Source organism: Nocardia thraciensis, assembly GCF_054782435.1.
This window is the reverse complement of record NZ_BAAGSM010000017.1, coordinates 152,760-174,432: the sequence shown is the minus strand read 5'-3', so window position 1 is coordinate 174,432 and position 21,673 is coordinate 152,760. Positions and strand designations below refer to the sequence as shown.

At 71.0% G+C, this 21,673-nt stretch carries 17 protein-coding genes; 12 read left to right on the top strand and 5 right to left on the bottom strand.

From position 1 onward, the window contains the following. Positions 1-171 precede the first annotated feature (171 nt). The 4 genes from ACYVLQ_RS08650 (at position 172) to ACYVLQ_RS08635 (ending at position 8,819) form a co-directional block, all read left to right on the top strand. Positions 172-1,365, top strand: a complete 1,194-nt coding sequence (locus ACYVLQ_RS08650) for an XRE family transcriptional regulator (protein WP_460696863.1) — start codon at positions 172-174, stop codon at positions 1,363-1,365. Positions 1,366-1,620: 255 nt separating this feature from the next. After that, positions 1,621-3,123 carry a TIGR02677 family protein gene (locus tag ACYVLQ_RS08645; RefSeq protein WP_460697011.1) on the top strand — a complete coding sequence of 501 codons (1,503 nt, stop codon included), beginning with the start codon at positions 1,621-1,623 and terminating at the stop codon, positions 3,121-3,123. Next, the gene (locus tag ACYVLQ_RS08640) at positions 3,123-4,568 is read left to right on the top strand and encodes a TIGR02678 family protein (protein ID WP_460696862.1); all 1,446 of its coding nucleotides are present in this window, start codon (positions 3,123-3,125) and stop codon (positions 4,566-4,568) included. The genes ACYVLQ_RS08645 and ACYVLQ_RS08640 overlap by 1 nt, the downstream gene beginning before the upstream one ends. A gap of 3 nt (positions 4,569-4,571) precedes the next feature. Then, positions 4,572-8,819 carry a TIGR02680 family protein gene (locus ACYVLQ_RS08635; protein WP_460696861.1) on the top strand — a complete coding sequence of 1,416 codons (4,248 nt, stop codon included), beginning with the start codon at positions 4,572-4,574 and terminating at the stop codon, positions 8,817-8,819. A gap of 225 nt (positions 8,820-9,044) precedes the next feature. Here ACYVLQ_RS08635 and ACYVLQ_RS08630 read toward each other — a convergent pair whose 3' ends face one another. The 4 genes from ACYVLQ_RS08630 to ACYVLQ_RS08615 all read right to left on the bottom strand — a co-directional run bounded on the left by ACYVLQ_RS08630 (position 9,045) and on the right by ACYVLQ_RS08615 (position 12,191). Continuing rightward, positions 9,045-9,989, bottom strand: a complete 945-nt coding sequence (locus ACYVLQ_RS08630) for an aminoglycoside phosphotransferase family protein (RefSeq protein WP_460696860.1) — start codon at positions 9,987-9,989, stop codon at positions 9,045-9,047. 109 nt (positions 9,990-10,098) lie between these two features. Further along, complete coding sequence (locus tag ACYVLQ_RS08625; RefSeq protein WP_460696859.1) at positions 10,099-11,067, bottom strand: helix-turn-helix transcriptional regulator; 969 nt, start codon at positions 11,065-11,067, stop codon at positions 10,099-10,101. A gap of 91 nt (positions 11,068-11,158) precedes the next feature. After that, positions 11,159-11,422, bottom strand: a complete 264-nt coding sequence (locus ACYVLQ_RS08620) for a hypothetical protein (RefSeq protein ID WP_460696858.1) — start codon at positions 11,420-11,422, stop codon at positions 11,159-11,161. A 283-nt stretch (positions 11,423-11,705) separates the two neighbouring features. After that, positions 11,706-12,191, bottom strand: a complete 486-nt coding sequence (locus ACYVLQ_RS08615) for a M15 family metallopeptidase (RefSeq protein ID WP_460696857.1) — start codon at positions 12,189-12,191, stop codon at positions 11,706-11,708. Between the two features lie 283 nt (positions 12,192-12,474). Between ACYVLQ_RS08615 and ACYVLQ_RS08610 the strand changes: the two genes are divergently transcribed. Beyond that, entirely contained in the window at positions 12,475-12,627 is a 153-nt protein-coding gene (locus ACYVLQ_RS08610) for a hypothetical protein (protein ID WP_460696856.1), read from the top strand. Positions 12,628-12,705: 78 nt separating this feature from the next. Next, positions 12,706-14,151, top strand: coding sequence for an FAD-binding oxidoreductase (locus ACYVLQ_RS08605; RefSeq protein ID WP_460696855.1), 1,446 nt, complete (start codon positions 12,706-12,708; stop codon positions 14,149-14,151). A gap of 27 nt (positions 14,152-14,178) precedes the next feature. Here the strand turns inward: ACYVLQ_RS08605 and ACYVLQ_RS08600 are convergent, their stop codons facing one another. After that, a complete protein-coding gene (locus tag ACYVLQ_RS08600) occupies positions 14,179-15,855 on the bottom strand; it encodes a fumarate hydratase (RefSeq protein ID WP_460696854.1) in 1,677 nt (558 codons plus the stop codon). Positions 15,856-16,087: 232 nt separating this feature from the next. Here ACYVLQ_RS08600 and ACYVLQ_RS08595 point away from each other — a divergent pair, with 232 nt between their 5' ends. The 6 genes from ACYVLQ_RS08595 (at position 16,088) to ACYVLQ_RS08570 (ending at position 21,530) form a co-directional block, all read left to right on the top strand. Next, positions 16,088-16,597 carry a MarR family winged helix-turn-helix transcriptional regulator gene (locus ACYVLQ_RS08595; protein WP_460696853.1) on the top strand — a complete coding sequence of 170 codons (510 nt, stop codon included), beginning with the start codon at positions 16,088-16,090 and terminating at the stop codon, positions 16,595-16,597. Between the two features lie 191 nt (positions 16,598-16,788). Continuing rightward, positions 16,789-17,682: an STAS domain-containing protein gene (locus ACYVLQ_RS08590; protein ID WP_068018381.1), complete on the top strand. Its 894-nt coding sequence runs from the start codon at positions 16,789-16,791 to the stop codon at positions 17,680-17,682. A gap of 13 nt (positions 17,683-17,695) precedes the next feature. Then, positions 17,696-18,073: an STAS domain-containing protein gene (locus ACYVLQ_RS08585; RefSeq protein ID WP_068018384.1), complete on the top strand. Its 378-nt coding sequence runs from the start codon at positions 17,696-17,698 to the stop codon at positions 18,071-18,073. A 35-nt stretch (positions 18,074-18,108) separates the two neighbouring features. Next, positions 18,109-18,489 (top strand): ATP-binding protein, encoded by a 381-nt coding sequence (locus ACYVLQ_RS08580; protein WP_068018556.1) that lies wholly within the window; start codon positions 18,109-18,111, stop codon positions 18,487-18,489. Further along, on the top strand, positions 18,482-19,114 hold the full coding sequence (locus ACYVLQ_RS08575; RefSeq protein WP_460696852.1) for a SpoIIE family protein phosphatase: 633 nt from the start codon (positions 18,482-18,484) through the stop codon (positions 19,112-19,114). The genes ACYVLQ_RS08580 and ACYVLQ_RS08575 overlap by 8 nt, the downstream gene beginning before the upstream one ends. 91 nt (positions 19,115-19,205) lie before the next feature. Further along, on the top strand, positions 19,206-21,530 hold the full coding sequence (locus tag ACYVLQ_RS08570; RefSeq protein WP_460696851.1) for a SpoIIE family protein phosphatase: 2,325 nt from the start codon (positions 19,206-19,208) through the stop codon (positions 21,528-21,530). Positions 21,531-21,673 lie beyond the last annotated feature (143 nt).

Below are 21,673 nucleotides of genomic sequence, written 5' to 3'. Positions count from 1 at the left end.
GTACCGCACCGGGCTGGCAAACCGCCCACTTCGAGCATGCACGCTTCGCAAATGCAATTGCAGATGTCAATGCGGTGACATCCGGATGCCCTATCCGGGCCATCTTGCGTTAACTGGTGGGATACTACAGACGTGGCCGTTGGTGACGATCGACCCGTCTGGGCAGTCAGGATGCGCTCCGAACGCGACGCCAGGGGGTGGTCACAGGCCGATGCCGTCCGGGCCATGCGCGCCAAGTCGTCGCACAACTTGCCGACGGACAGTACTCTGCTGCGTAACTGGCGCCGCTGGGAATCCGGCGAATCGCGGCCGGACGACTTCTACTCCCCCATCATCGCCGCGGCGTTCGACACCGTGACCGCGGCATTCTTCCCCAAGGCCCGCCCGAACCGCGACGACGAACTGCTGTCCTCGACGGGCATGGACACCCTGGAGTTCATCGGGCGGCTGCGCATGTCCGACGTCTCCTCCGCGACCCTGGACGCCATCCGCATCACCGCCGAGCGGCTGTGCAGCGAATATCCCTGCGCGGACCCGCACGAACTGCATGCCGAGGGCACCTCGTGGCTGCGCCGGATCACATCGCTACTGGACGGCCGGTTGACGCTGGCGCAGCACCGCGAGGTGCTGGTCCTGGCAGGGTGGGTCGCGCTACTGGTCGGTTGCGTCGACTACGACCTCGGCTGGCGGACCGCCGCCGAGGCCACCCGCCGGGCGGCGCTGTCGCTCGGACAGGAGGCCGAACACGGCGAAATCATCGGCTGGGGAGCCGAAATGGCCGCTTGGTTCGCCCTTACTCAAGGCAACTATCGGGGCGCGATCGAGGCCGTCGACGCCGCCCTGGCAACCTCTCAGCATCTCGGCGTGGGCGTGCAGCTCAGCGCCCAGCGGGCGAAGGCCTACGCCCGCCTCGGCGATCGCGCGGAGATGGACGCGGCACTGCGGCAGGGCCGGGCGATCCTCGAGCGACTCGACTATCCCGCCGATCTGGACAACCACTTCGTCGTCGATCCGCAGAAGTTCGACTTCTATGCCATGGATTGCTGCCGGGTCGCGGGCGACGACCGGCTCGCGGAACGCTATGCCCGCCAGGTGATCGAGGGCGCCACCGCGCTCGACGGCAGCGTGCGCAAGCCGATGCGGGTGTCGGAGGCGCAGTTGACGCTGGCGGTGGTCGCGGTGCGGGCGCGCGAGCTGGAGCTGGCGGTCGAGGAGGGAACGCGGGCCTTCGCCGGGTCGCGGCGCTCGCTGCCGTCGCTGCTGTGGATCGCCGGAGAGACGGCCCGGGAGATGATCGAGCAGTTCCCCGGCGAGCCCCGCACCCGCATGTACCTGGACCAGCTGCGCTCGCTCGCGGCGGGCTGAGGCCGGGATGGTCGTGCGACCACCGCGGGTGGACTCGCCGAGGCCGGGCGCGGCGTCGCGCTGTCGGATGTCGGTACTACTCTCATCCCGGTGACCGAGTCCGCTGAAGGATTGCTGCCCGACGACTTCGCCGCCTCCGCGGCGGCGTTGTTCGACGGCTCCGCCCTCGAGCGCGGGCCCGTCGTGTTCGCGCCCTTGGGGCTCGACGGTTCGGCCGAACCGGTTCCGATCGAGGGCTCGGCCATCGGCGACCGGCTGCGGCTGTTCTCCTTCGCGACCGCGGAGAAGCGCGGCGAATACCTCTGGGTGCTGCGGGCTTTCGACCACGCGCGCGCCGCGTACGTGGTGTTGCTGCACGCCAGCGATGTCACCGAGACGCTCGGCCGATTCCCGGAGGCGCCCCGGCTGACCGCCGTCGAGGTCGGCCCGCTGCTCGAACAGCTGCACCAGTGGGGCGTGCTGGAGCGCAGCTACGACGGCAGCCGGGCGGCCACCCTCGCCGAATACCGCAACCGACACTTCGTCTATCAGTTCTCGCGGGCCGGTTACCAGGCCTATCGCGCGGTGGCGGAGGTGCTCGGCGCGCGCCTGGACGAGGCCGCGCTCTCGCGGCTGGTACTGCCCGAGCTGCTGGCCGATCTGGAGGCGCTGGCGCGGGCGAACCGGACCGGCGACGCCGAACGCGTCCACCGCATCCTCAAACGCCTGGACACCGCACTGTCGGAGCTGGCCGACCGGGCCGCGCACTTCTATCTCACCCTCGGAGATCTGGTCCGCACCACCGAGGCGACGCCGGAATCGTTTCTCGCGCACAAGGATGCGCTGCTGGCGCACATGCGCGAGTTCAGCATGGATCTGGCCCGGTTCGCGCCGCGGCTCGCCGCCGCCATCGCCGAGGTGGAGGACACCGGCGTCGACGAGCTGATCGCCCGCGCGGGCGCCTGCGACGAGCGCGTGCTGCTCAGCCTGCCGGAACGGGAGGCCGACTGGCGGGCGAGGTGGCGCGGCCTGCGCGGCTGGTTCGTCGCGACCGCGGCCGATATCGGTGCGGGCGAGGGCAATCCGGCCACCGAGGCCGAGCGGTTGCGGGAGGCGACGATGAGCGCGATCGCGGCCGTGCTCTCGCTGCTGCGCCGGGTGACCGAGACCCGCAAGGGCGGGGTGAGCCGGGAATCCGCGCTGCGGCATCTGGCCGGGTGGTTCACCGCCGCGCCCACCGCGCAGAGCGCGCACGCCCTGTTCGACGCGGTGTTCGGGCTCGGGAGGCCCCGGCACCTGGCCATGGAGCATCCCGACGCCGACGTGATCCCGCCGAACCGATCCTGGTGGGACGCACCGCCGTTGGAGATCGCCCGCACCCTCGCCGAGACCGGGCGTCCCCCGTCGCCCGGCGCCCCCTCCCGCATCCAGCGCAACGACGCGGGCGTCCGGCGGCTGCGCCAGGAGCAGCTGGACAGGCAGCGGGCGCGGGCGGACGCGGCGCGGGCGCTGGCCTCCGCCGACGTGCACGAGCGCGAACTCGACCAGCGCGAGACCGAGGTGCTGCTGCGGCTGCTGGACGCCGCCTCGACCGCGTGGGTGCCGGTGAGCGGACGCGTCGGCGCGAGCACCGGATCCGACAGCGGGGTGACCCTGACCGTCCGCGAGCACACCGGCTCCACCGTCGTGCGCACCTCGCGCGGCCTGCTGCACCTGAACAACCGCAAGCTCGAGGTGCGCGAGAACGGCCGCACCGCAACCGCGTCCCGGCGGTCGTGATGCACGCCCGATCGATCGATGCGCTCGCACTGGACAACTACCAGCGCGCGGCCCGGGTGATCCTCGCCAACCACCTGGTGACCCGCACCTTCCCCGACCGGATCGCGCTGCCGCTGCTCCGGCGCTGGGCCACCGAGCTGCGCGAGGATCTCGCCGAGCTGTTCGGCTACCGGCTCGAGGTCACCGAGACCACCGCCCGGCTGTTCCCGGTGCAGGACCGCCTCGACGCGGACCGCCCCGCGCGCACGCCCGCCGAGCGCGTCTTCGATCGGCGCCGCTACGCCTATCTCGCCCTGGCGCTGGCCGCGCTGGGCCGCGCCGGGGACCAGATCACGCTGTCGGAGCTGGCCGATCAGGTCGCGTCCTATGCCACCCGGGTCGAGGGGCTCGCGCTGGCCACCGACCGGGCCGCGGACCGTGACGCTTTCGTCGACGCGGTCGCCTGGCTGGCCGCGCGCGGGGCCGTGGCGCTGGCCGACGGCGACGCCGGTGGCTGGGCCGCCGACCCGGACGCGGGCGAGGCGCTCTACGACATCGACCGGTCGGTGGTGTTCGCGATCTTCCGGCCGCCCCGCGTGCTGCAGCACCTGCAGAGCGTGCGCGGGCTGCTCACCGACGAATCCGAGGGCGGCGCAACGGGTTCCGTGCCGCAGGCGCGCGCCGCGGCCGCACGCCGCGTGCGCCGGGCCCTGGTGGAGCTGCCGGTGGTCTACACCGAGGAACTACCCGAGGACGAACGCGCGCTGCTGGGCACCGAGAAGCTGGTATCCGAAGTCGAGTTGCTCACCGGGCTGCGTGCCGAGCGGCGCGCGGAGGGCGTCGCGCTGATCGACGTCTCGGGCCGGTTCTCCGACGTGCGCTTCCCGGGCACCGGCACCCTCGCGCAGGTCGCCCTGCTGCTCGTCGGGGAGATCGCGGACCTGGTGCTCGACATCGACAATCCCGTCGCGCGCCGCCCGCTGCCCCCGCCCGGTACCGCGCTGGCCGACCAGCTCGACGCCGCCATTCCGGAGTCGACGGTCTTCGCGCCGCTCCTGGTCGAATCGGAACCCGATGCGGCCGAGGAGGATTCGGATGAGCCCGGCGAGACGACCGAGATCCCGGAACATCCGGTCGTCACCACCGAGTGGGTTCGCGAGACCGTGCAGGCGCTCACCGACCGCTACGGCTCCACCTTCGCCGCCCAGTGGCAGGCCGACGTGCCCGGGCTCACCAACGAGGTCGTGGCCCTGCTCGAGCGCCTGCACCTGATCGAGGTCCTCGACGACGGGCTGCTCGTCCTGCCCGCGCTGGCCCGCTACCGCGGCGCGGTCGTGACGGTCCGCACCCGCGCCGAATCCGAATTGTTCGCCTCCGCAACCAAACTCGGCGCCCACGCACAGGCGACGCCGGAGCCGGTGGCGGCGGTACCGCACAGCGGCGAGACACAGAAGGGGACGGCGTAGCTGATGGAGTCCATTCATGGTGGCGTGCGGTTCGCTCCGACCCGGGCGGGGATCGTCAATCTCTGGGACTACCGCGACCAGGAGTTCTGCTTCGCCGACGGGCGGCTGGTGCTGCGTGGGCCCAACGGTTCGGGCAAGACCAAGGCGCTCGAGGTGCTGTTCCCGTTCGTATTCGACGGGCGGATCGAGCCGCGGCGGCTGAATCCGTTCGCCGGTGAAGAGCGGACGATGAAGTCGAACCTGCTGTACCGCAAACAGGAATCGGCGTACTCCTATGTCTGGATGGAGTTCGCGCGCGGGCGCTGGGCGGATCCGGAGGTCGTCACCGTCGGCATCGGCATGCGCGCCACCCGGTCCAACGACAAGGTCACCCGCTGGTACTTCGTCGCCGACGGCCGGGTGGGCGTGGACTTCTCGCTCATCGGTCCCGACGACCGGCCGCTCACCCGCAAGCAGCTGGCCGAGCAGATCGGCACCGATGCCATCACCGACCGCCCCGTCGACTACCGCGCCGCCATCGACGCCCGCATGTTCGGCCTCGGGTTGCAGCGCTACGACCAGCTCATCAACCTGATCCTGACGCTGCGCCGCCCGCAGCTGGCCAAGAACCTGGACCCGCGCGGGCTGTCACAGGCGCTGACCGACGGCCTGCGGCCGCTCGACGATCAGCTCATTCTCGACGCCGCCCGTTCGTTCAGCGATATGGAGGAGGTCGGCCGCACCCTGGAGGGCCTGGTCCAGGCCGACACCGCGACCCGCGCCTTCGTCGACGTGTATCGCAAATACCTCGGTGTGCAGGCGAAGTCGGACGTCGAGCAGGTTCGTTCCCGCCTGGACACGGTGACCCACAGCAGTACGGCGCTGTTCGCGGCCACCGCGCTGCGCGAGCGCCGCGAGGCCGAACGCGCCGCCGCCGAGGTCCGTGCCGAGGAGGCCGACCGCGCCTACGAGCAGGCCCTGAGCGACCGCGAGACGCTGCAGCGTTCCAGCGCCTACGAGGGCAAGCAGCAGCTCGACGATCTCGCCGACGCAGTGCGGCGGCTGGAGACGTCCGCGGCCGTGCACCGGGACAAGGCGACCAAGGCCCAGCAGGCCGTCGACCAGCGCGCGGGCGAGGCCGAACGCGGCCGCGCGGCGGTCGAATCCGCCGTCGCGGCGCTGTCCCGGGGCGAAGACGAACTGCGTGCCGCCGCCGAGGAGGCCGGGATCTCCTGGGCGGCACTGCCCGAGCAGGCGCGCGCCGAACAGCTCACCACCACGGTGCGCAGCCACGCCGAGGAGCGTGACGCCGACGTGCGCGCGGTGCGCCAGGCGCTGACGTGGGTCGATACGGCCGCCGCCGATCGGGCCCGGGCCGAGCGTGCCGCGCAGCGCGCCGCCGAACAGCGCGATGCCGCGGCCGCCGCGCTGGCCGAGACCGAGGCCGCCGTCACCCTGGCTCGCTCGAATACCGCTGCGGCCCTGCGGGATTGGTGGGAGGAGCAGCGCGACACGCACGCCCCCGTGCGCGAGGGCCTGTACGAGGCGCTGGACGCGGCACTGGCCGAGGCGGGCGCCGACGACGCAACCACCCTCGCCGAAGTGCTGGCCGAACGCACCGAACCGCTCACCGATGAGGTCCGCGCCCGGCGCCAGCAGGCACGCTCCGCGGTCGAGCAGGCCGTGGCCCGCACCGCGCAGCTGCGGACGGAACAACAGCAGGTCGCCGCCGAAAACGACGACGCGCCACCGCCGTTCGCCGCTCGCACCGATGCGCGCGACGACCGTCCGGGCGCACCGCTGTGGCGCCTGGTGCGCTTCGCCGACGCGGTCACCCCGGAGCAGGCCGCGGGCCTCGAAGCCGCGCTGCAGGCCGCCGATCTGCTCGACGGCTGGGTGTGCGCGGAAGCCGAACTGCCGCCGCACGATTCGGACCAGTTCCTGCTGCCGCTGCCATCCGAGGCCCGGCCGTCCGGACGCACGCTCGCGGATGTACTTATCGTGGAAGACGATTCGGCCGATCTCACCGTTCCGAAGCAGGTCGTCGGCGACATCCTGGCCTCGATCTCGCTGACCGACACCGGGGCCGACACCGACTCCAACGCCGGAGCCGGACCCGGCGCCGGGGCTCACCCCAGCGTCGGCGCCGACGGCCGCTTCCGCCAGGGCGTGCAGCTGGGCCGCCACACCAAACCGCACGCGGAGTTCATCGGCGCCACCGCCCGCGCCCGCCGCCGGGAACTGCGCCTGGCCGAGATCGCCGCCGCCGTCGAGGCCGCCGCAGAGGCCGAGCAGACCGCGCGCGACGAGGAGCAGGCCACCACCGCCGAGCTGGCCCGAATCTCGGCCGCCGCCAAGGCATTGCCGCGCGCCAACGCCGTCACCACCGCATTGCGGGCGGTGTCCGAGGCCGCGGGCATGCTGCGCTCGCGGTCGGAGACCGCCGCCCAGGCCGATCGCGACCTCGATCAGGCGGTGGCCGAATTCACCGCCGCCGACAAGAAGGTTCGCTCCGTCGCCGCGGCGCACCGGGCGCCGCGCGATCCGGCCGAACTCGACGCCCTGGCCGCCGCCATCCGGCACTTCGAGAACACCGGCACCGCCCTGCTGCGGCTGCGCGGCGACCACCAGCGCGAGCACGAGCGCGCCCGCGAATCCGACGACCGGCTCGCCGAATCCCGCGACCTCGCCGAGGCATTCGCCGAGGAGGCCGAGGCGGCCCGGGTCGGCTACGAGGAACAGCTGCGCAAGCTCGAGACGCTGCGTGAGGCGCTCGGCGCGGGCGCGGCCGATATCGACCGCGAGCTCGACCAGGCGCGCGAACGCATCGATGCGGCCCGCGCGGAGCAGAAGGCGGCTCGCAAGGCCGCCGCCGACGCCATCGAGGGCGTCGGCACCGCCGAGGGTGCCTACAAGGCCGCGCGCGACTCCCTCGGGACCGCGCTCACCGAGCTGCTCGCCGATGTGAAACAGCTGGCGCCCTATGCCCGCCCGGATCTGCTGAGCCTGCTCGGCGCGCCCGAGGACAGCCGGTGGCCCAGCAGCGACGCGGCGTGGTCCACGCCCGACCAGCTGCTGTACCGGATCGAGACCGCCGGTCCGGGCGGCTCGGGAGGTGCGGCGGCGCAGCCGCGGGTGCTGCCCGACGAGGTCCACGAACTGTTCCAGAATCTTTCCGCCGCAACGGCTTCCGTGCGGGCGGGCGAATCGGTGCGCAAGTCCACCCGCAGCGCGGTGACCGCGGCCCTGCAGGAGTTCGATGCCGCGCTCGCCGCCGCCCGGCAGGACTACCGCCTGCAGTGGGACGCCGCCGACGGGCTGACCGTGGTGCAGGTGCACGACGATCAGGGCGCCGCCGCGCTCGCCGACTTCGCCGACCGCATCGCCGCGGCCCGCTCCGATCAGGAACTGCTGCTGACCGACGCCGAACGCCGCATCCTCGAGGACGCGCTGCTGACGGGTCTGGCGCAGCAGATCCACGAACGTACCAGCGACGCCCGCGATCTGATCACCCGCATGGGCGCCGAGATGAAGCAGCGCCGCATGTCCTCGGGCAATACGATCGGCGTGCACTGGGTGCTGGCCGACAACCTGTCCGACTCCGCGCGCGCGGTGTGCAAACTGCTCGACCGCGACTCCGCCGACCTGTCCCCCGAGGATCTGGCCACCATCCGCGCGCACTTCGCCTCGGAGATCCGCGCCGCCCGCGCCGCGCACCCCGAGCGGTCCTATCCCGAAATCCTCGCCACCACACTGGATTACCGCACATGGCGGGTGTTCTCGTTCACGCTGATCACCGCGGACGGCGCCGAGGACCGGCTCACCGTCGCCCGGCACAGCACGCTGTCGGGCGGGGAGCAGTCGGTCTCGCTGCATCTGCCGCTGTTCGCCGCGGCGCACGTCATGCTCGACTCCGCCGATCCCCAGGCGCCCCGCCTGCTGGCGCTGGACGAGGCCTTCGCCGGTGTCGACGACAACGGCCGCAGCGAATTGCTGGGCCTGTCGGTCGATTTCGACCTGGACCTGTTCATGACCGGCTACGACCTGTGGATCACCTACGACCACGTGCCTGCCTGCGCCCACTACGACCTGGCCCACTCGGCGGCCGAGAACACCGTCAGCGCGACGCTGCTGGTCTGGGACTCCAAGGACCTGCTCGCCGAGCACGACGGATCGGACCTCACCACCGCGTTGGGCTCGCCGAATCGGCGGCGCACGCCACATACGGTCGAGGGCGGCATCACGCTGGACGAAGCGCTGGATCCCGTCTGATCAGACGGTGATGCCGAGCGCGCCCGAGACCGCGGGTCGGATGGTCGGTGACCACCGCGCCATTCCAGTGCCGGTGTTCGGTGAGGTCTCAGTTGATTACGCTACAAATGAGAAGAACTCCTCATTTAGGGGGTGTGATGCGGGCAACCGCACTCGATCCACTCGGCCTGCTCGACCCCGGCACGATTCTCGACCACTGATACCGGCCGCGGGACCCCGTCGGGGTCACATACCGTGCTGCAGCCGCACCCACCACAGTGGCCGCCAGTTCGGCCACTGCCGCGGCCCCTCGTCGCCGCGCAGGCAGCGCACGCGGTACTCCGCCTGCTCCCGGTAGACCCCGTCGCGCGCGGCCGCCCGTGCCGCCGCCACGGCCAGATGCAATTCCCGGATATCGCGCAGGAGGTAGAAACCGGCCCACCGCAACACATCTGCCCCGTAGACCCGGCAGAATTCCTCGTACTGCTGGGCCGTGATCCACCCGAACGAGGTCAGCTTGATCGCCGTGCACACCGCGTCCCACTCCGGCGGGCCGATCGCCAGGCTGTCCAGGCCGCGCAGCAGCACGCGGCCGTCGTCGGCGCGCACCACCGTCCCCGACCGCGCGTCGCCGTGGACAACGCCCCAGGGCAGACCGGCGGGCAGCGCGGCCCAGCGCCACCGCAGTCCGGCCGCATGCTCGGCCAGCCACCGTCGGTTACCGACCTCGAGCGTCCGGCAGGCTCGAATGTGCTGCTCCACCAGCGACAGCGGTTGTATCGGGCCGAGTTCGCCGCCGACCGGCGGGGGCATTCGATGCAGCCGCGCCAAGGCCCCGGCCACCTCCCCCGCCGTGCCCGAGCGATAGGGTGGCAGAGCGCGCCAGAACGTCACCGCGTACCCGCGCACCTCCACCGGCTGCTCGATCGACGAAACGCACCGCACCGCATCGACATCCGAGGATTCCAGCCACCGGGCCAGCGTGAGCACCCGCCGCGCCACCGCGGTCCGCCCGGGAGAATCCACCCGCGCCACGACGTCGCCGGGTAGCCGGACGTACGCCCGGGATCCGGACCGGACCGGCCGCAGGGACGAGGCGTCGACCCCCGCCCGCGAGCAGGCTTGCCGCACCACCGAGACCACCTCGGCACGCTGACCATCCGCGGTTGTCCGCTCCCACGCCACAGCCATGATCTCGCTCGATTATCCGTCGGACCGACCCGTGCCCATGGTCGCACACGGAGCCCGATCACGAAGCGAAGCAACGAAATCCGGCGGCGAGCCGATATCTTGAGCCCGGCTACCCCGAGCCCCGCAGGGCGCGGTCGGCGCGATCGCGTAGGCCGCCGACCGCATCGGCGAGTTCCGGTGAGGCGTGCACCTCGAACTCCGCGCCCAGCGAGACCAGACGGGCGGCGAGCCAGTGCGGGTCGTCGTCCCGCTCGGCCGTCATTCGGCAGCGTCGCTCATCCAGCGAACGGACGGCGCCCGGGTCGTCGCCGAGACGGCCCTCGACGCGGTGTGCGGGCGCGTGGATCGTGACGTCGACCCGGTATTGCGTTGTGCCCCAGTCGGTTCGATGGCCCGCCATGTACGCGGCGGCGTCCGCGGCGGGCAGGGGGCGCGGGGTGAAACGCGCGCCCGTTGCCCGGGATCGCGAGAGGCGGTCGACCCGGAAGCTGCGCCAGGCGTCACGGTCGAGGTCGTAGGCGACCATGTACCACCGGCGGCCCGCCACCGCCAGGCCGATCGGCTCGACATGGCGGCGGCTGTCGTTTCCGGCGGCGTCGCGATAGGTGAACCGCACCCGCTCCCGATTCGTCGCGGCGGCGGCCAGCGCACCGAGCGTCTCGGGATCCGCCAGAGGTCCGTCACCGGCGGACGCGGCGGACGCGGCGCTCACCACGCGGACGCGGCGGCGCAGCCGCGAGGGCAGCACCCGCTCCAGCTTGGCGAGCGCGCGGACCGACGCCTCCTCGATGCCCGCCACCGCTTGGCCCGCGGCCGCGCGCAGGCCGACGGCGACCGCCACCGCCTCCTCGTCGTCCAGCAGCAGCGGCGGCATGGCCGCGCCCGCCGCCAGCCGGTACCCGCCCGCCCCACCCATGGTCGCGTCGATCGGGTAACCCAACTCGCGCAGTCGATCGATATCGCGGCGCACCGTGCGATCGGTGACACCGAGCCGCTCGGCCAACTCGCTCCCCGGCCGGTCACGAGGTGTCTGCAACAGCGACAGCAGCCGCAACAGCCGGGCGGGTGTATCGGTCATACCCAACCCTGACATACGACTAGGACCAAAACAGTCCTAGATGCCTATCGACCTCGAGCGCTGTCCGGGACCACGGCTCGCCCTGCCCGGTTTACCGGGGAGGGTCCGGGACGACGGGATCGGTGGGGACGACCAGGGCCGGCGTGGGCGCGTCCACCTCGGCTGGGCCGGGCTGGGTGTAGCCAAGCCAGCCGGTGCCGACGAATACCGCCACCAGCACCGCGGTCGGCAGATCCAGCAGTAACCAGGTCGGCGAGAAGTTCAGGGCCGCTGCGAACTTCGGGCTGCCGGACGGCCGGGCCGCCCGCTCGATCGGAATCGACCAATAGCCCGCGCCCGAAACCCGCCTGCTCACCGAACCTCCATCGCGTCGCACCTCATCGTGGCGCCCGGCCGTTTGCCAGAACGCCGCCAGCTGTCCAGGATGCTCGACAGCGCCGACCGCCACGCCGGTAATGCGCAGGACAGTCGGCGTGTCAGCCGAAGTGTGCCGACAACCGGCCGTTAGCTACCGCCCGACCGGTCGCATTCGAAGCCATCGCGGGCGCCTGTCGCTCGTCGACCGCCCGGCACCTGCAAGCTAGTGCAACCGGGACTCATCGCGTCAGCGGATGATCCGGCGCGAGACTCGCAGGGCGTCAGCGCACGCTGGCGTCGGGGATGCGGGGCGGGCACTCGCCACCCGGCGCCGTCGCCAATTCGAAGTGCCAGTACTCGTTGTCGAAGGTCCGGCACAGGCCCCAGCGGTTGCCGTTCTCCTCCAGCCAGCGGGCCCCCTCCTCGGGGCCCACATCCACCGCCTTGCCCTGCACATGCGTGGACTCCTCAGGCGGCAACACCCATCGCCGCGCCGCGTCCGGACCGCCGTAGGTCGCCAACCCGTCCTCCCACAGCTCCTGCTGCTGCTCGTGAGTGCGGTAGCCCGAGGTGACCCACAGCGGCACCCCCTGCTCGTGCGCCTCCCGCTCGGCCAGCGTGTAGGCGGTGGCCAGCACCGGATCGAGTCCCGCTGTGCCGGTGGCGGATTCGGACGCGGCGGGCGCCGCGTACGCGCCCGGCGGCACACCCCAGCCACCGACCCCGATCCCGACAACCAGCACAGACCCCGCAACTCCTCGCAACATGCGGACGATCCTAGCCACGCCCGCAGCACCCTCGATGGTGCCCAACGCTTTCGCCTGTCGGGCCCGGCGTGCCGGGTTCACTATGTCCTGGACCCGATCCACGCATTGGGCATCTTTGCCGCAATCCCGGGCCGCGAGCGACCACCTACCGATCGAACACGCATTTTGCCCGTCATCACCTGCTTGTTGCCGACAATTCGCGTGTCCACACCGGCAATCCGCCATCCACCAGCTACCGTTGCTGGCGGTCCGTGGTCTGTGGCCCGACGACGAGGAGGGTGTCATGACTTTTTCGATGACCGCGCACGTACTGGTTCCTCTCGCGGCGGCGGCCGGCGCCGCCGCGGTGATCGCACTGACCTCCTGCTCCCCGGCCCGCACCGACTCCGGCGCCCGCGAGCACTTCGCCACGGCCTTCCGGTCTCGCGGCAGCTGAGCCCGTACCGCGGCGGCTGTTCGTGCCGCATACCTAGGCGCATGACACGGTGACGGCGGACCCGGCATCATGAATTCGATGGCGAAACAAGCGAACCCGGCCGCCCTCCCGCGACGTTCCGTGCTGTTCGGCGCCGGGGCGGTCGCCACCGCCGGTCTCGCCGGATGGCTGTCCCCCGGCACCGCCGCCGCGCCGACGGTGGACGAGAGCGCCTGGGCGGCCCTGCGCCAACAGTCGCGGGGGACGCTGACCCTGCCGGGCGACGGCGAATTCGATTCCGCGACGGCGTTGTTCGACCCGCGGTTCGATACGCGTGCCCCGGCGGCAGTGGTCGCGGCGGCCACGCCCGACGATGTGCGCTCCGCCACGGTTTTCGCACGGGCACACGGGCTTCCGATCGCCGCGCGAGCGGGCGGCCACTCGTACGTGGGCGCCTCCGCCGCCACCGGCGCGCTGATCATCGATGTGCGCGGGCTGCACGAGATCACCCTCGACGGCGAACTGGTGACGGTCGGCGCGGGCGCGACGACCTTCCCCGTCCAGTCGGAACTCGCGCGAACGGGCCGGGCCCTGCCGGTCGGCACCTGCCCCACGGTCGGGCTCGCGGGCCTGACGCTGGGCGGCGGGATCGGCGTCGACTCCCGGCGATACGGCCTGACCTGCGACCGGCTTACCGCCGCCGAGCTGGTCCTGCCCACCGGCGCCACCGCCCGGACGTCGGCCGACGCGCTGCCCGAGCTGTTCTGGGCGCTGCGCGGCGCGGGCGGCGCCACCGGGATCGTCACGTCGATGACCTACCGCACCTGCCCCGCCGCCGCGAAAGACATTGTCCGGCTGACGTTCCCGGGAGATTCCGCCGCCCGGGTCCTGACCGGCTGGGCGCGGTGGCTGATCGCCGCATCGCGATCGGTGTGGGCGAATGTCGAAATATCGGCAGCGGGCGGCAATCTCGGGTGCGCGGTACAGATCGTGGCGGCGGCTGGTGAAGGCGCCAGGGCCGCAACGGAATTGACCGCCGCCACCGCGGTGGTTCCGATATCGGCGGACCACCGGACGCTCGAGCCGCTCGACGCGGCGCTCCGGCTCGGGGGCGGCGCGACGGCCTCCCGCGCCACCAAGGTCGCCGGTTCCGATGTCGTCGCCGACCTCTCCCCCGCCGTCGCCGAGTCGATCGTCGGGATCGTCAGCGCCCGGTTACGCGGCGGCGCAACGGGTTACGTCCTGGTCGACCCGCTCGACGGCGCGGTCCGCGACCTTCCCGCCGAGGCCACCGCATTCCCTTGGCGCAATCACGTCGCCGCGCTGCAATGGATCGTCGAGGCGCCGGACGATCCCGACGCGGCCCGCCGGTGGATCCGCGACGCGCACCGGACGCTGGGCGCGGCCTCGTCCGGCGCGTACGTCAACTACCTCGAGCCGGACGAGATGCCGGAGCGGTATTACGGAGCCAACCTGGCTCGGCTGCGTGCGTTGCGTCGCGCGGCCGATCCCGGCGGCCGACTACACCTCGGCCTCGCGCTCTGAACTCGTACCTGGCGTGGACACGCTACGTCAGACCCGTTCCTTGGACCGGGTGCGCACGCGGAGCGCGATAGGCTTCTGGGTCTCGGCGAAGAAGTCGTTGCCCTTGTCGTCGACCACGATGAACGCCGGGAAGTTCTCGACCTCGATCTTCCACACCGCCTCCATGCCGAGTTCCGGGTACTCCAGCACCTCGACGGATTTGATGCAGTCCAGCGCCAGCCGGGCCGCGGGGCCGCCGATCGACCCCAGGTAGAACCCGCCGTACTCCTTGCACGCCTTGGTGACCTGCGCCGAGCGATTCCCCTTCGCCAGCATGACGAACGAGCCACCGGCCGCCTGGAACCGGTCGACGTAGGAGTCCATCCGCCCCGCCGTCGTCGGCCCGAACGAACCCGAGGCGTATCCGTCGGGAGTTTTGGCGGGACCCGCGTAGTAGACCGCCATATCGCGCATGTACCGCGGCATCGGCTCGCCCGCGTCCAGCCGCTCCTTGATCTTGGCGTGCGCGATGTCGCGCGCCACCACCAGCGGCCCGGTCAGCGAGAGCCGGGTCTTCACAGGGTATTTCGACAGCTCGGCGCGAATCTCGGACATCGGCCGGTGGAGATCGACCTGCACCACGTCCCCGCCGAGGATCGCATCGGTCTGCTCCGGAAGGTACTGCGCCGGTTCACGTTCCAGCTGTTCGAGAAACACGCCCTCGGGGGTGATCTTGGCCAGCGCCTGCCGGTCGGCGGAGCACGACACCGCGATCGCGACCGGACAGCTGGCGCCGTGCCGCGGCAGCCGGACCACCCGCACGTCGTGGCAGAAGTACTTGCCGCCGAACTGCGCGCCGATCCCGAAGGACTGGGTCAGCCGGAAGACCTCTTCCTCCAACTCCAGGTCCCGGAATCCGTGCGCCGACAGCGATCCCTCGGTCGGCAGGTTGTCGAGGTAGTGCGCGGAGGCGTATTTCGCGGTCTTCAGCGCGAATTCCGCACTGGTGCCGCCGATCACGACCGCCAGGTGGTACGGCGGGCAGGCCGCGGTGCCCAGGGAGCGGATCTTCTCGTCGAGGAACTCCAGCATCCGCGTGGGGTTCAGGATGGCCTTGGTCTCCTGGTAAAGGAACGACTTGTTCGCCGAGCCGCCGCCCTTGGCCATGAACAGGAACTTGTAGGCGGGATGCGCCGGATCGCCTGCCGCGGAGTACAACTCGACCTGTGCGGGCAAGTTGGACCCGGTGTTCTTCTCGTCCCACATGGTGATCGGGGCGAGCTGCGAATACCGCAGGTTCAGCTCGGTGTAGGCGTCGAACACGCCGCGGCTGATCCACTCGGCGTCGTCGGCGCCGGTGAGCACGCCCTCGGACTTCTTGCCCATCACGATCGCGGTGCCGGTGTCCTGGCACATCGGCAGGATGCCGCCCGCGGAGATGTTCACGTTCTTGAGCAGGTCCAGCGCCACGAACCGGTCGTTGCCCGACGACTCCGGATCGTCGATGATCTTGCGCAGTTGCGCCAGGTGCGCCGGGCGCAGGTAGTGGCTGATGTCGTGCATCGCCTCGGCGGTGAGCATCCGCAGCACATCGGGTTCGACCCGCAGGAACGTCCGCCCGCCCGCCTCGAAGGTACTGACGCCGTCGGCCGTCAGCAGCCGGTATGGGGTGTCGTCCGCACCGGTCGGCAGCAGGTCCGAGTACAGGAAATCAGGCGCGGACACGTTTCGCACACTCCTCGACGAGGGCCGGGGCGCGCACGCCCACGCAGCCGGGTGAATCCAAGCGAACCGACTCTAACCAGGACCCGATGTCGCGCCGATCTCAGGCAAGCCTAATCTTCATCACCGGTCACATAGGTTGCACCTTCAACATTGTCGGTGTACCTGTCGTTTGGAGTGGTGACTCAGGACGGGGAGGCAATAGCATGACGCATCAGGGACCTGGAGAGGAAACGTGACCGAACCCCGTTGGCTCGACGATCTCGAGATGCGCGCCTGGCTCGGCTTCGTCTTCACGCGCGATCTCATCGCCGCGGCGGTCGGCCGGGATTCGCTGCGCGCCTCCAACCTGACCTACGTCGAGTACACGGTGCTGGCCCGCCTCGCCGACGCCGCCGACCACCGGCGCAGCTTCGCCGAGCTGGCGGGCGTGCTGGAGTGGTCGCAGAGCAGGCTCTCGCACCAGATCACCCGGATGGAGAAGCGCGGTCTGGTCGCGCGCGAGGCCATCCCCGACGACGCGCGGCGCACCGCCGCCGTGCTCACCGCCAAGGGCGCCGAGGTCCTCGACACCGCCGCGCCCGCACACGTCGAGAGCGTGCGCCGCAACATGATCGACGTCTTGGACCGCGATCAGCTGACGGCCCTCGCCGACATCTACGACACGCTGCTGGCCCACCATCGAAGACCGGGTGATCAACACCACGCCGCCGCCCCGGCCCCGTCGGACGGCGCAAACCCGTGACCTTCGGTGTTCCGGCCCGGACGGCTCCCCCTCCGGGCCGCGGGCGGGCCGGGATGACGGGAGGTCAGGTTTGGTTTGCGCCCCATCGGGTATCGGGAAAGACTAGGCTCGTAAAGGCAAGCGATGAGCAGCCGTGTGCGAGCCCACCCGACGAGCAACCGACCTACCCTTCGAAAGGGGCAGGAGTTTCCATGTCCGACGTGTCCATCGGCCTTTCGCCGGATTCGCTGCCGTCCGGCCCGGTCGACACCCTGCTCCCGCAGTTGGTCGAGCACCTGCGGCAGAATCGCACCGAGTTGCGTGAGGAATGGGCTCGTCGCATCGGCGATGCCGCACTACTCACCGCCATGACCCCGGAGGAGATCTTCTCCGAGGCCACCTCGATCTACGACAACTACGTCGAGGCACTGCAGACCGGTAGCGTCGAGGCACTGCAGGCATACGCCCGTGATCTGTCCGAGCGCATCATCCCCCGTGGCGTCGAGACCGACGAGGTCATCGGTATCGTGCTGCTGTTGCGAGATGTGCTGGCACGCAGCTTGTTCGAGAAGTACCAGACCAATTTCGACCTGCTCAAACGCGTGCTCGACGCCTACGAACCGGCCGCCAACCGCATCGCCAACACCGTGGCCATCTCCTTCGTGCAGGAGCGCGAGCGCGTCATCCGGCAGCAGCAGGAGGCCATCCGCGAGCTGTCCACGCCGGTCCTGCAGGTGCGCGAACAACTGCTCATCCTGCCCATCATCGGCATGCTGGACAGCCAGCGCGCCCGGCAGCTCACCGAGCAGTTGCTGCGAGCGATCCGGGCCAACCGCGCGAAGGTCGTCGTCATCGACATCACCGGTGTGCCCTCCATAGACTCCACGGTCGCCAACCACCTGGTGCAGACCGTCGACGCCTCGGGCCTGATGGGTGCCAGCGTCATCATCACCGGCTTGTCCTCGGAGATCGCGCTGATCCTGGTGACCATAGGCCTGGACCTGTCGAAGATCACTGCGGTCGGTGACCTGCAGGGCGGCATCGAGGAGGCGGAGCGGTTGCTCGGCTACGAAGTCTCCCGCGTGACCGATCGCGACGGACGCTGAACCGGGGCGCCCCATGCCGGTACCCATTCTGAAACAGGGCACCTACCTCATCGCGTCCGTGCAATCGGCACTGACCGATGCCGATACCGAGCGGCTGCAGGACGACTTGATGAAGTACGTCAGCAAGTACCGCGCGCAGGGCATCATCGTCGACGTCACCGCGATCGACGTGATGGACTCCTTCGCCGCCCGCTCGCTGCGCACCATCGTGCACATGACCAAGCTGCGCGGCGCGCAGACGGTCATCGTCGGCCTGCAACCCGAAGTGGCCTTCGCCATGGTGCAATTGGGCCTCACCTTCGAAGATATGCACACCGCTCTGGACCTCGAGGAAGGTTTGGCCTGGCTCAACAGAAAGTTCTCCGCCCGCCACCAGCGAGATGGTTCGTGACCGTGACCTCCGACAACGTGGTGATCGCGGTCAAGATGTCCAACGACATCGTGACCGCTCGTCAGGCCGGTCGAGAGCTGGCGGCCAAGCTCGGCTTCACGCTGACCGACATCACCATGATCTCCACGGCCATCTCCGAAGTCGCGCGCAACATCACCAGTTACGCGGGTACCGGGGAGATTCGCGTGACCGTGGAGGATCGCGAGGGCAGGCGCGCCCTCGTCGTGCAGGCTCAGGACCAGGGCCCCGGCATTCCGGACATCATGCGGGCCCTGGAGGACGGATTCTCGACCGGGCGCGGTCTCGGACTCGGCCTGCCGGGGGCGCGGCGGCTGATGGACCGGCTGCTCGTGGAGTCCACGCCCGGGCAGGGCACGCTGGTCGAAATGTGGAAGTGGGCGCCCGCCGGTGCATGAGGACGGATTCATCGGCGCGGTCGAATGGGCGGTCGCGGGTCGCGCGCTGCCGGGTCAGAAGATTTCCGGCGACCGTTCCGTGGTCCTCGACGCCGGTGGCGGCGCGGTGCTGTTCGCGGTGCTCGACGGCCTCGGGCACGGGTCGGCCGCGGGCGAGGCCGCCGACCGGGCGACGCAGGTGCTGGCGGAGAATCGGGCCGAACCACTCGACGTGCTGATGGTGATGTGTCACCGGGCCATGTCCCACACCCGCGGCGCGGCGGTGTCGCTGGCGCTGTTCAGCTCCGAGGACCAGTTGCACTGGCTCGGCGTCGGCAACGTGGAGTGCCGGGTGGTGACGGCCGGCCCCGGTCGGCCGGTCCTCCGGTCGACCGCGCTGCTCACCGGCGGCATCATCGGCTACCTGCTCCCGCAGAACCTGCAGACGCAGACCGTCTCGGTGCGCCCCGGCGACCTGCTGCTGATGTCCACCGACGGCATCGTCGACGACTTCGTCGAGAGCATCGACCTCGCCAAATCGACCGCCGACATCACCGCCGACATCCTCGGCCGCCACGCCAAGGACACCGACGACGCGCTGGTCCTGGCGGCCCGGCACCGCGGCCACACGGACCCGATGCCGTGATGGCCAGCGCGACCACTGAACCGTCATCCCGGCGCGCTTCTGTCCGGGACGGATTCCGGCCACAAGCGTGCCGGAACGACAGGGGGGCACCGTGAGCGCCGTGCTGGCGGCGTTTCGGGATGCCTACTCCAATGCGCTGCGGCTGCATCTGGATTCGCCGACGCAGAACACCCTCGCCGAGGGGTACGAGCTCGGGCGTCGCGCGCTCGTGGAGGGCGTGAGCATCCTCGATCTCACCGAGCACCACTTCCGGTTGCTCGGCCGCGAGGGCCTGCTCGCCAAGGGCGGCGCCGCCCGGGGCGGAGCGGCCGACGGCAGCACCCGCTCCGAGGCCGCGCTGGAATTCCTGCTGCAGACCCTGGCCGCGCTGGACGTGGCCACCCGCGGATTTCTCGACAGCACCCGCAGCTACGAGATCCAGCGGCTGCGCGCGGACGATCTCGAGGGGCGCGACGCCTTCCGCACCGCGCTGGTCGAATCGCTGCAGGACGGCTTCTTCATCGCCGACGCGCACGGCACGCTGACCGAGGTCAATTCCGCCTTCGGCGCCCTGACCGGCTACGGCCCCGACGGCGCGCCCTATCCGCTGCCGCATCCGTGGGTGTCCGAGGACGGCGGGAAGTATCCGGATCTGGGCACCGAGGCCGCCCGCTTCGTGATGCCGGTGCGCCATCGCGACGGACGGCGGCTCTGGCTGGCGGTGAGCACATCGTCGCTGGTGAAACCGGAGGACGACGAGCGCATCTTCGTCGGCACGATTCGCGACGTCACCGCCGAGCACGACGCCCAGGCGCGCGATCAGGCGGTGTCGCGGCTGGCCACCGCGGTCGCGGCGGCCACCAGCGTGGTCGAGGTGCTGGCGGTCGGGCTCGAGGAGCTGCGCCGCGCGATCGGGGCCGAGACGGCCGTGGTGTCGGTGTGGCCGAATCGCCAGACGGGGCCGGAACTCTATGTGTCCGGGCCGGTTTCGGGCACCGGCACGGCGGCGGAGCCCGACGAACGCATCCATGCCACCGAATCATCCGATGACCGGGAGGCGGCTGCGGTCTCCCGGCAGGTGCTCGACGCCCGGGCCCGCGCGCTGCTCGACCGCGCGCGCACGCGACCCGGGCGGACCATGTTCGCGATCCCGGAGGGCGCCTCGACCTCGGAGGGCATCGTGGCGCCGCTGGGCGAGACCGGCGATGCCGCGCTGTGGCTGCGCTTCGCCGCGCCGCGCGCCATCAGTCCCGGCGACTGGGCGCTGTTCTCGCTGCTGGTCGGGCATCTCAGCCTGGCCGTGCAGCGGGCGCGCAACTTCGACCAGGCCCGCTCCACCTCGCTCACGCTGCAGCGGGCCATGCTCGGCCCGATCGAGCTGCCGCCGCGGTTCTCCGTGCACTACGAACCCGCGCTGCCGCCGCTCGAGATCGGCGGCGACTGGTACGACGTGGTGCAGCTGCGCGACGGCACCATCGGCGTCGTGGTCGGTGACTGCGTCGGGCGAGGCCTCTCGGCGGCGGTGGTGATGGGCCAATTGCGTTCGGCGGCAAGGGCTCTGCTGCTCCGCGGTGCGGGCCCGGCGCAACTGCTCGCCGAGCTCGACACGGTCGCGGCCCGGATACCCGGGGCCATGTGCACCACCGTGTGCGCGGCGATCCTGGACCCGGTGCGCGGCCTGATCCGCTACTCCAGCGCCGGGCATATGCCCCCGGTGCTGGCCGATCCCGACGAGAAGGGACGGCTGCTGGAGGGCGGCCGCGCGGTGCCGCTGGCCACCTTCGATCCGCCGCGGCGCCCGGAGGCGACCACCGCGCTGGCGCCGGGCTCGACGCTGGTGCTGTTCACCGACGGACTGGTGGAGCAGCGCGGCATCGATATCGATATGCGCTTCGACGACCTCGCCGACGAATTGTCCGGCGCCGCAGCACATCAGCCGCGCGAGGTGGCCGACGCGGTGCTGTCGCGGCTGCGTCCGGCGGCCGGATACGACGACGACGTGGCCATGGTGGTCTACCGGCAGCCGCCGCGCCCGCTGTACATGGACGTGCCCGCCGAACCGGGGCGCCTGGCCGCCGTGCGGCGCGGACTGTCCGCCTGGCTCGCCGCGGCCGCCGTCCCGGCGGAACTGTCGGCCGATCTGGTGGCCGCCGCCAACGAGGCGTGCAGCAACAGCATCGAGCACGCCTACCTGGACACTCCTCCGGGTCATATGGTGCTCACCGCCGACTGTTCGGTGGACCAGGTCACGATCGAGGTCGCCGATACCGGCGTGTGGCGGCCGCTGCCCGAGGACCCCGGCCCGCGCGGCCGCGGCATCGCCATGATGCGCGCGCTCACCGACGAACTGATCATCGATCATCAGGGCGTGGGGACGCGGGTGCGGATGATCGTGACGCTGCCCGCCGTCTCCTTCTCGGCGGCCGCCCGGGTGTGACGGCGCGCACCCGTCGGCCCGCCGGTCGGTCACAGACGAGACACTCCGGCGCATTCCCGCCAGCGATTCGGCCACAATCCGCCGAACACCTGGAATACCTGGGGTTTTCGCCGCGAGGAAGACTACGAAACGCCAACCAATCG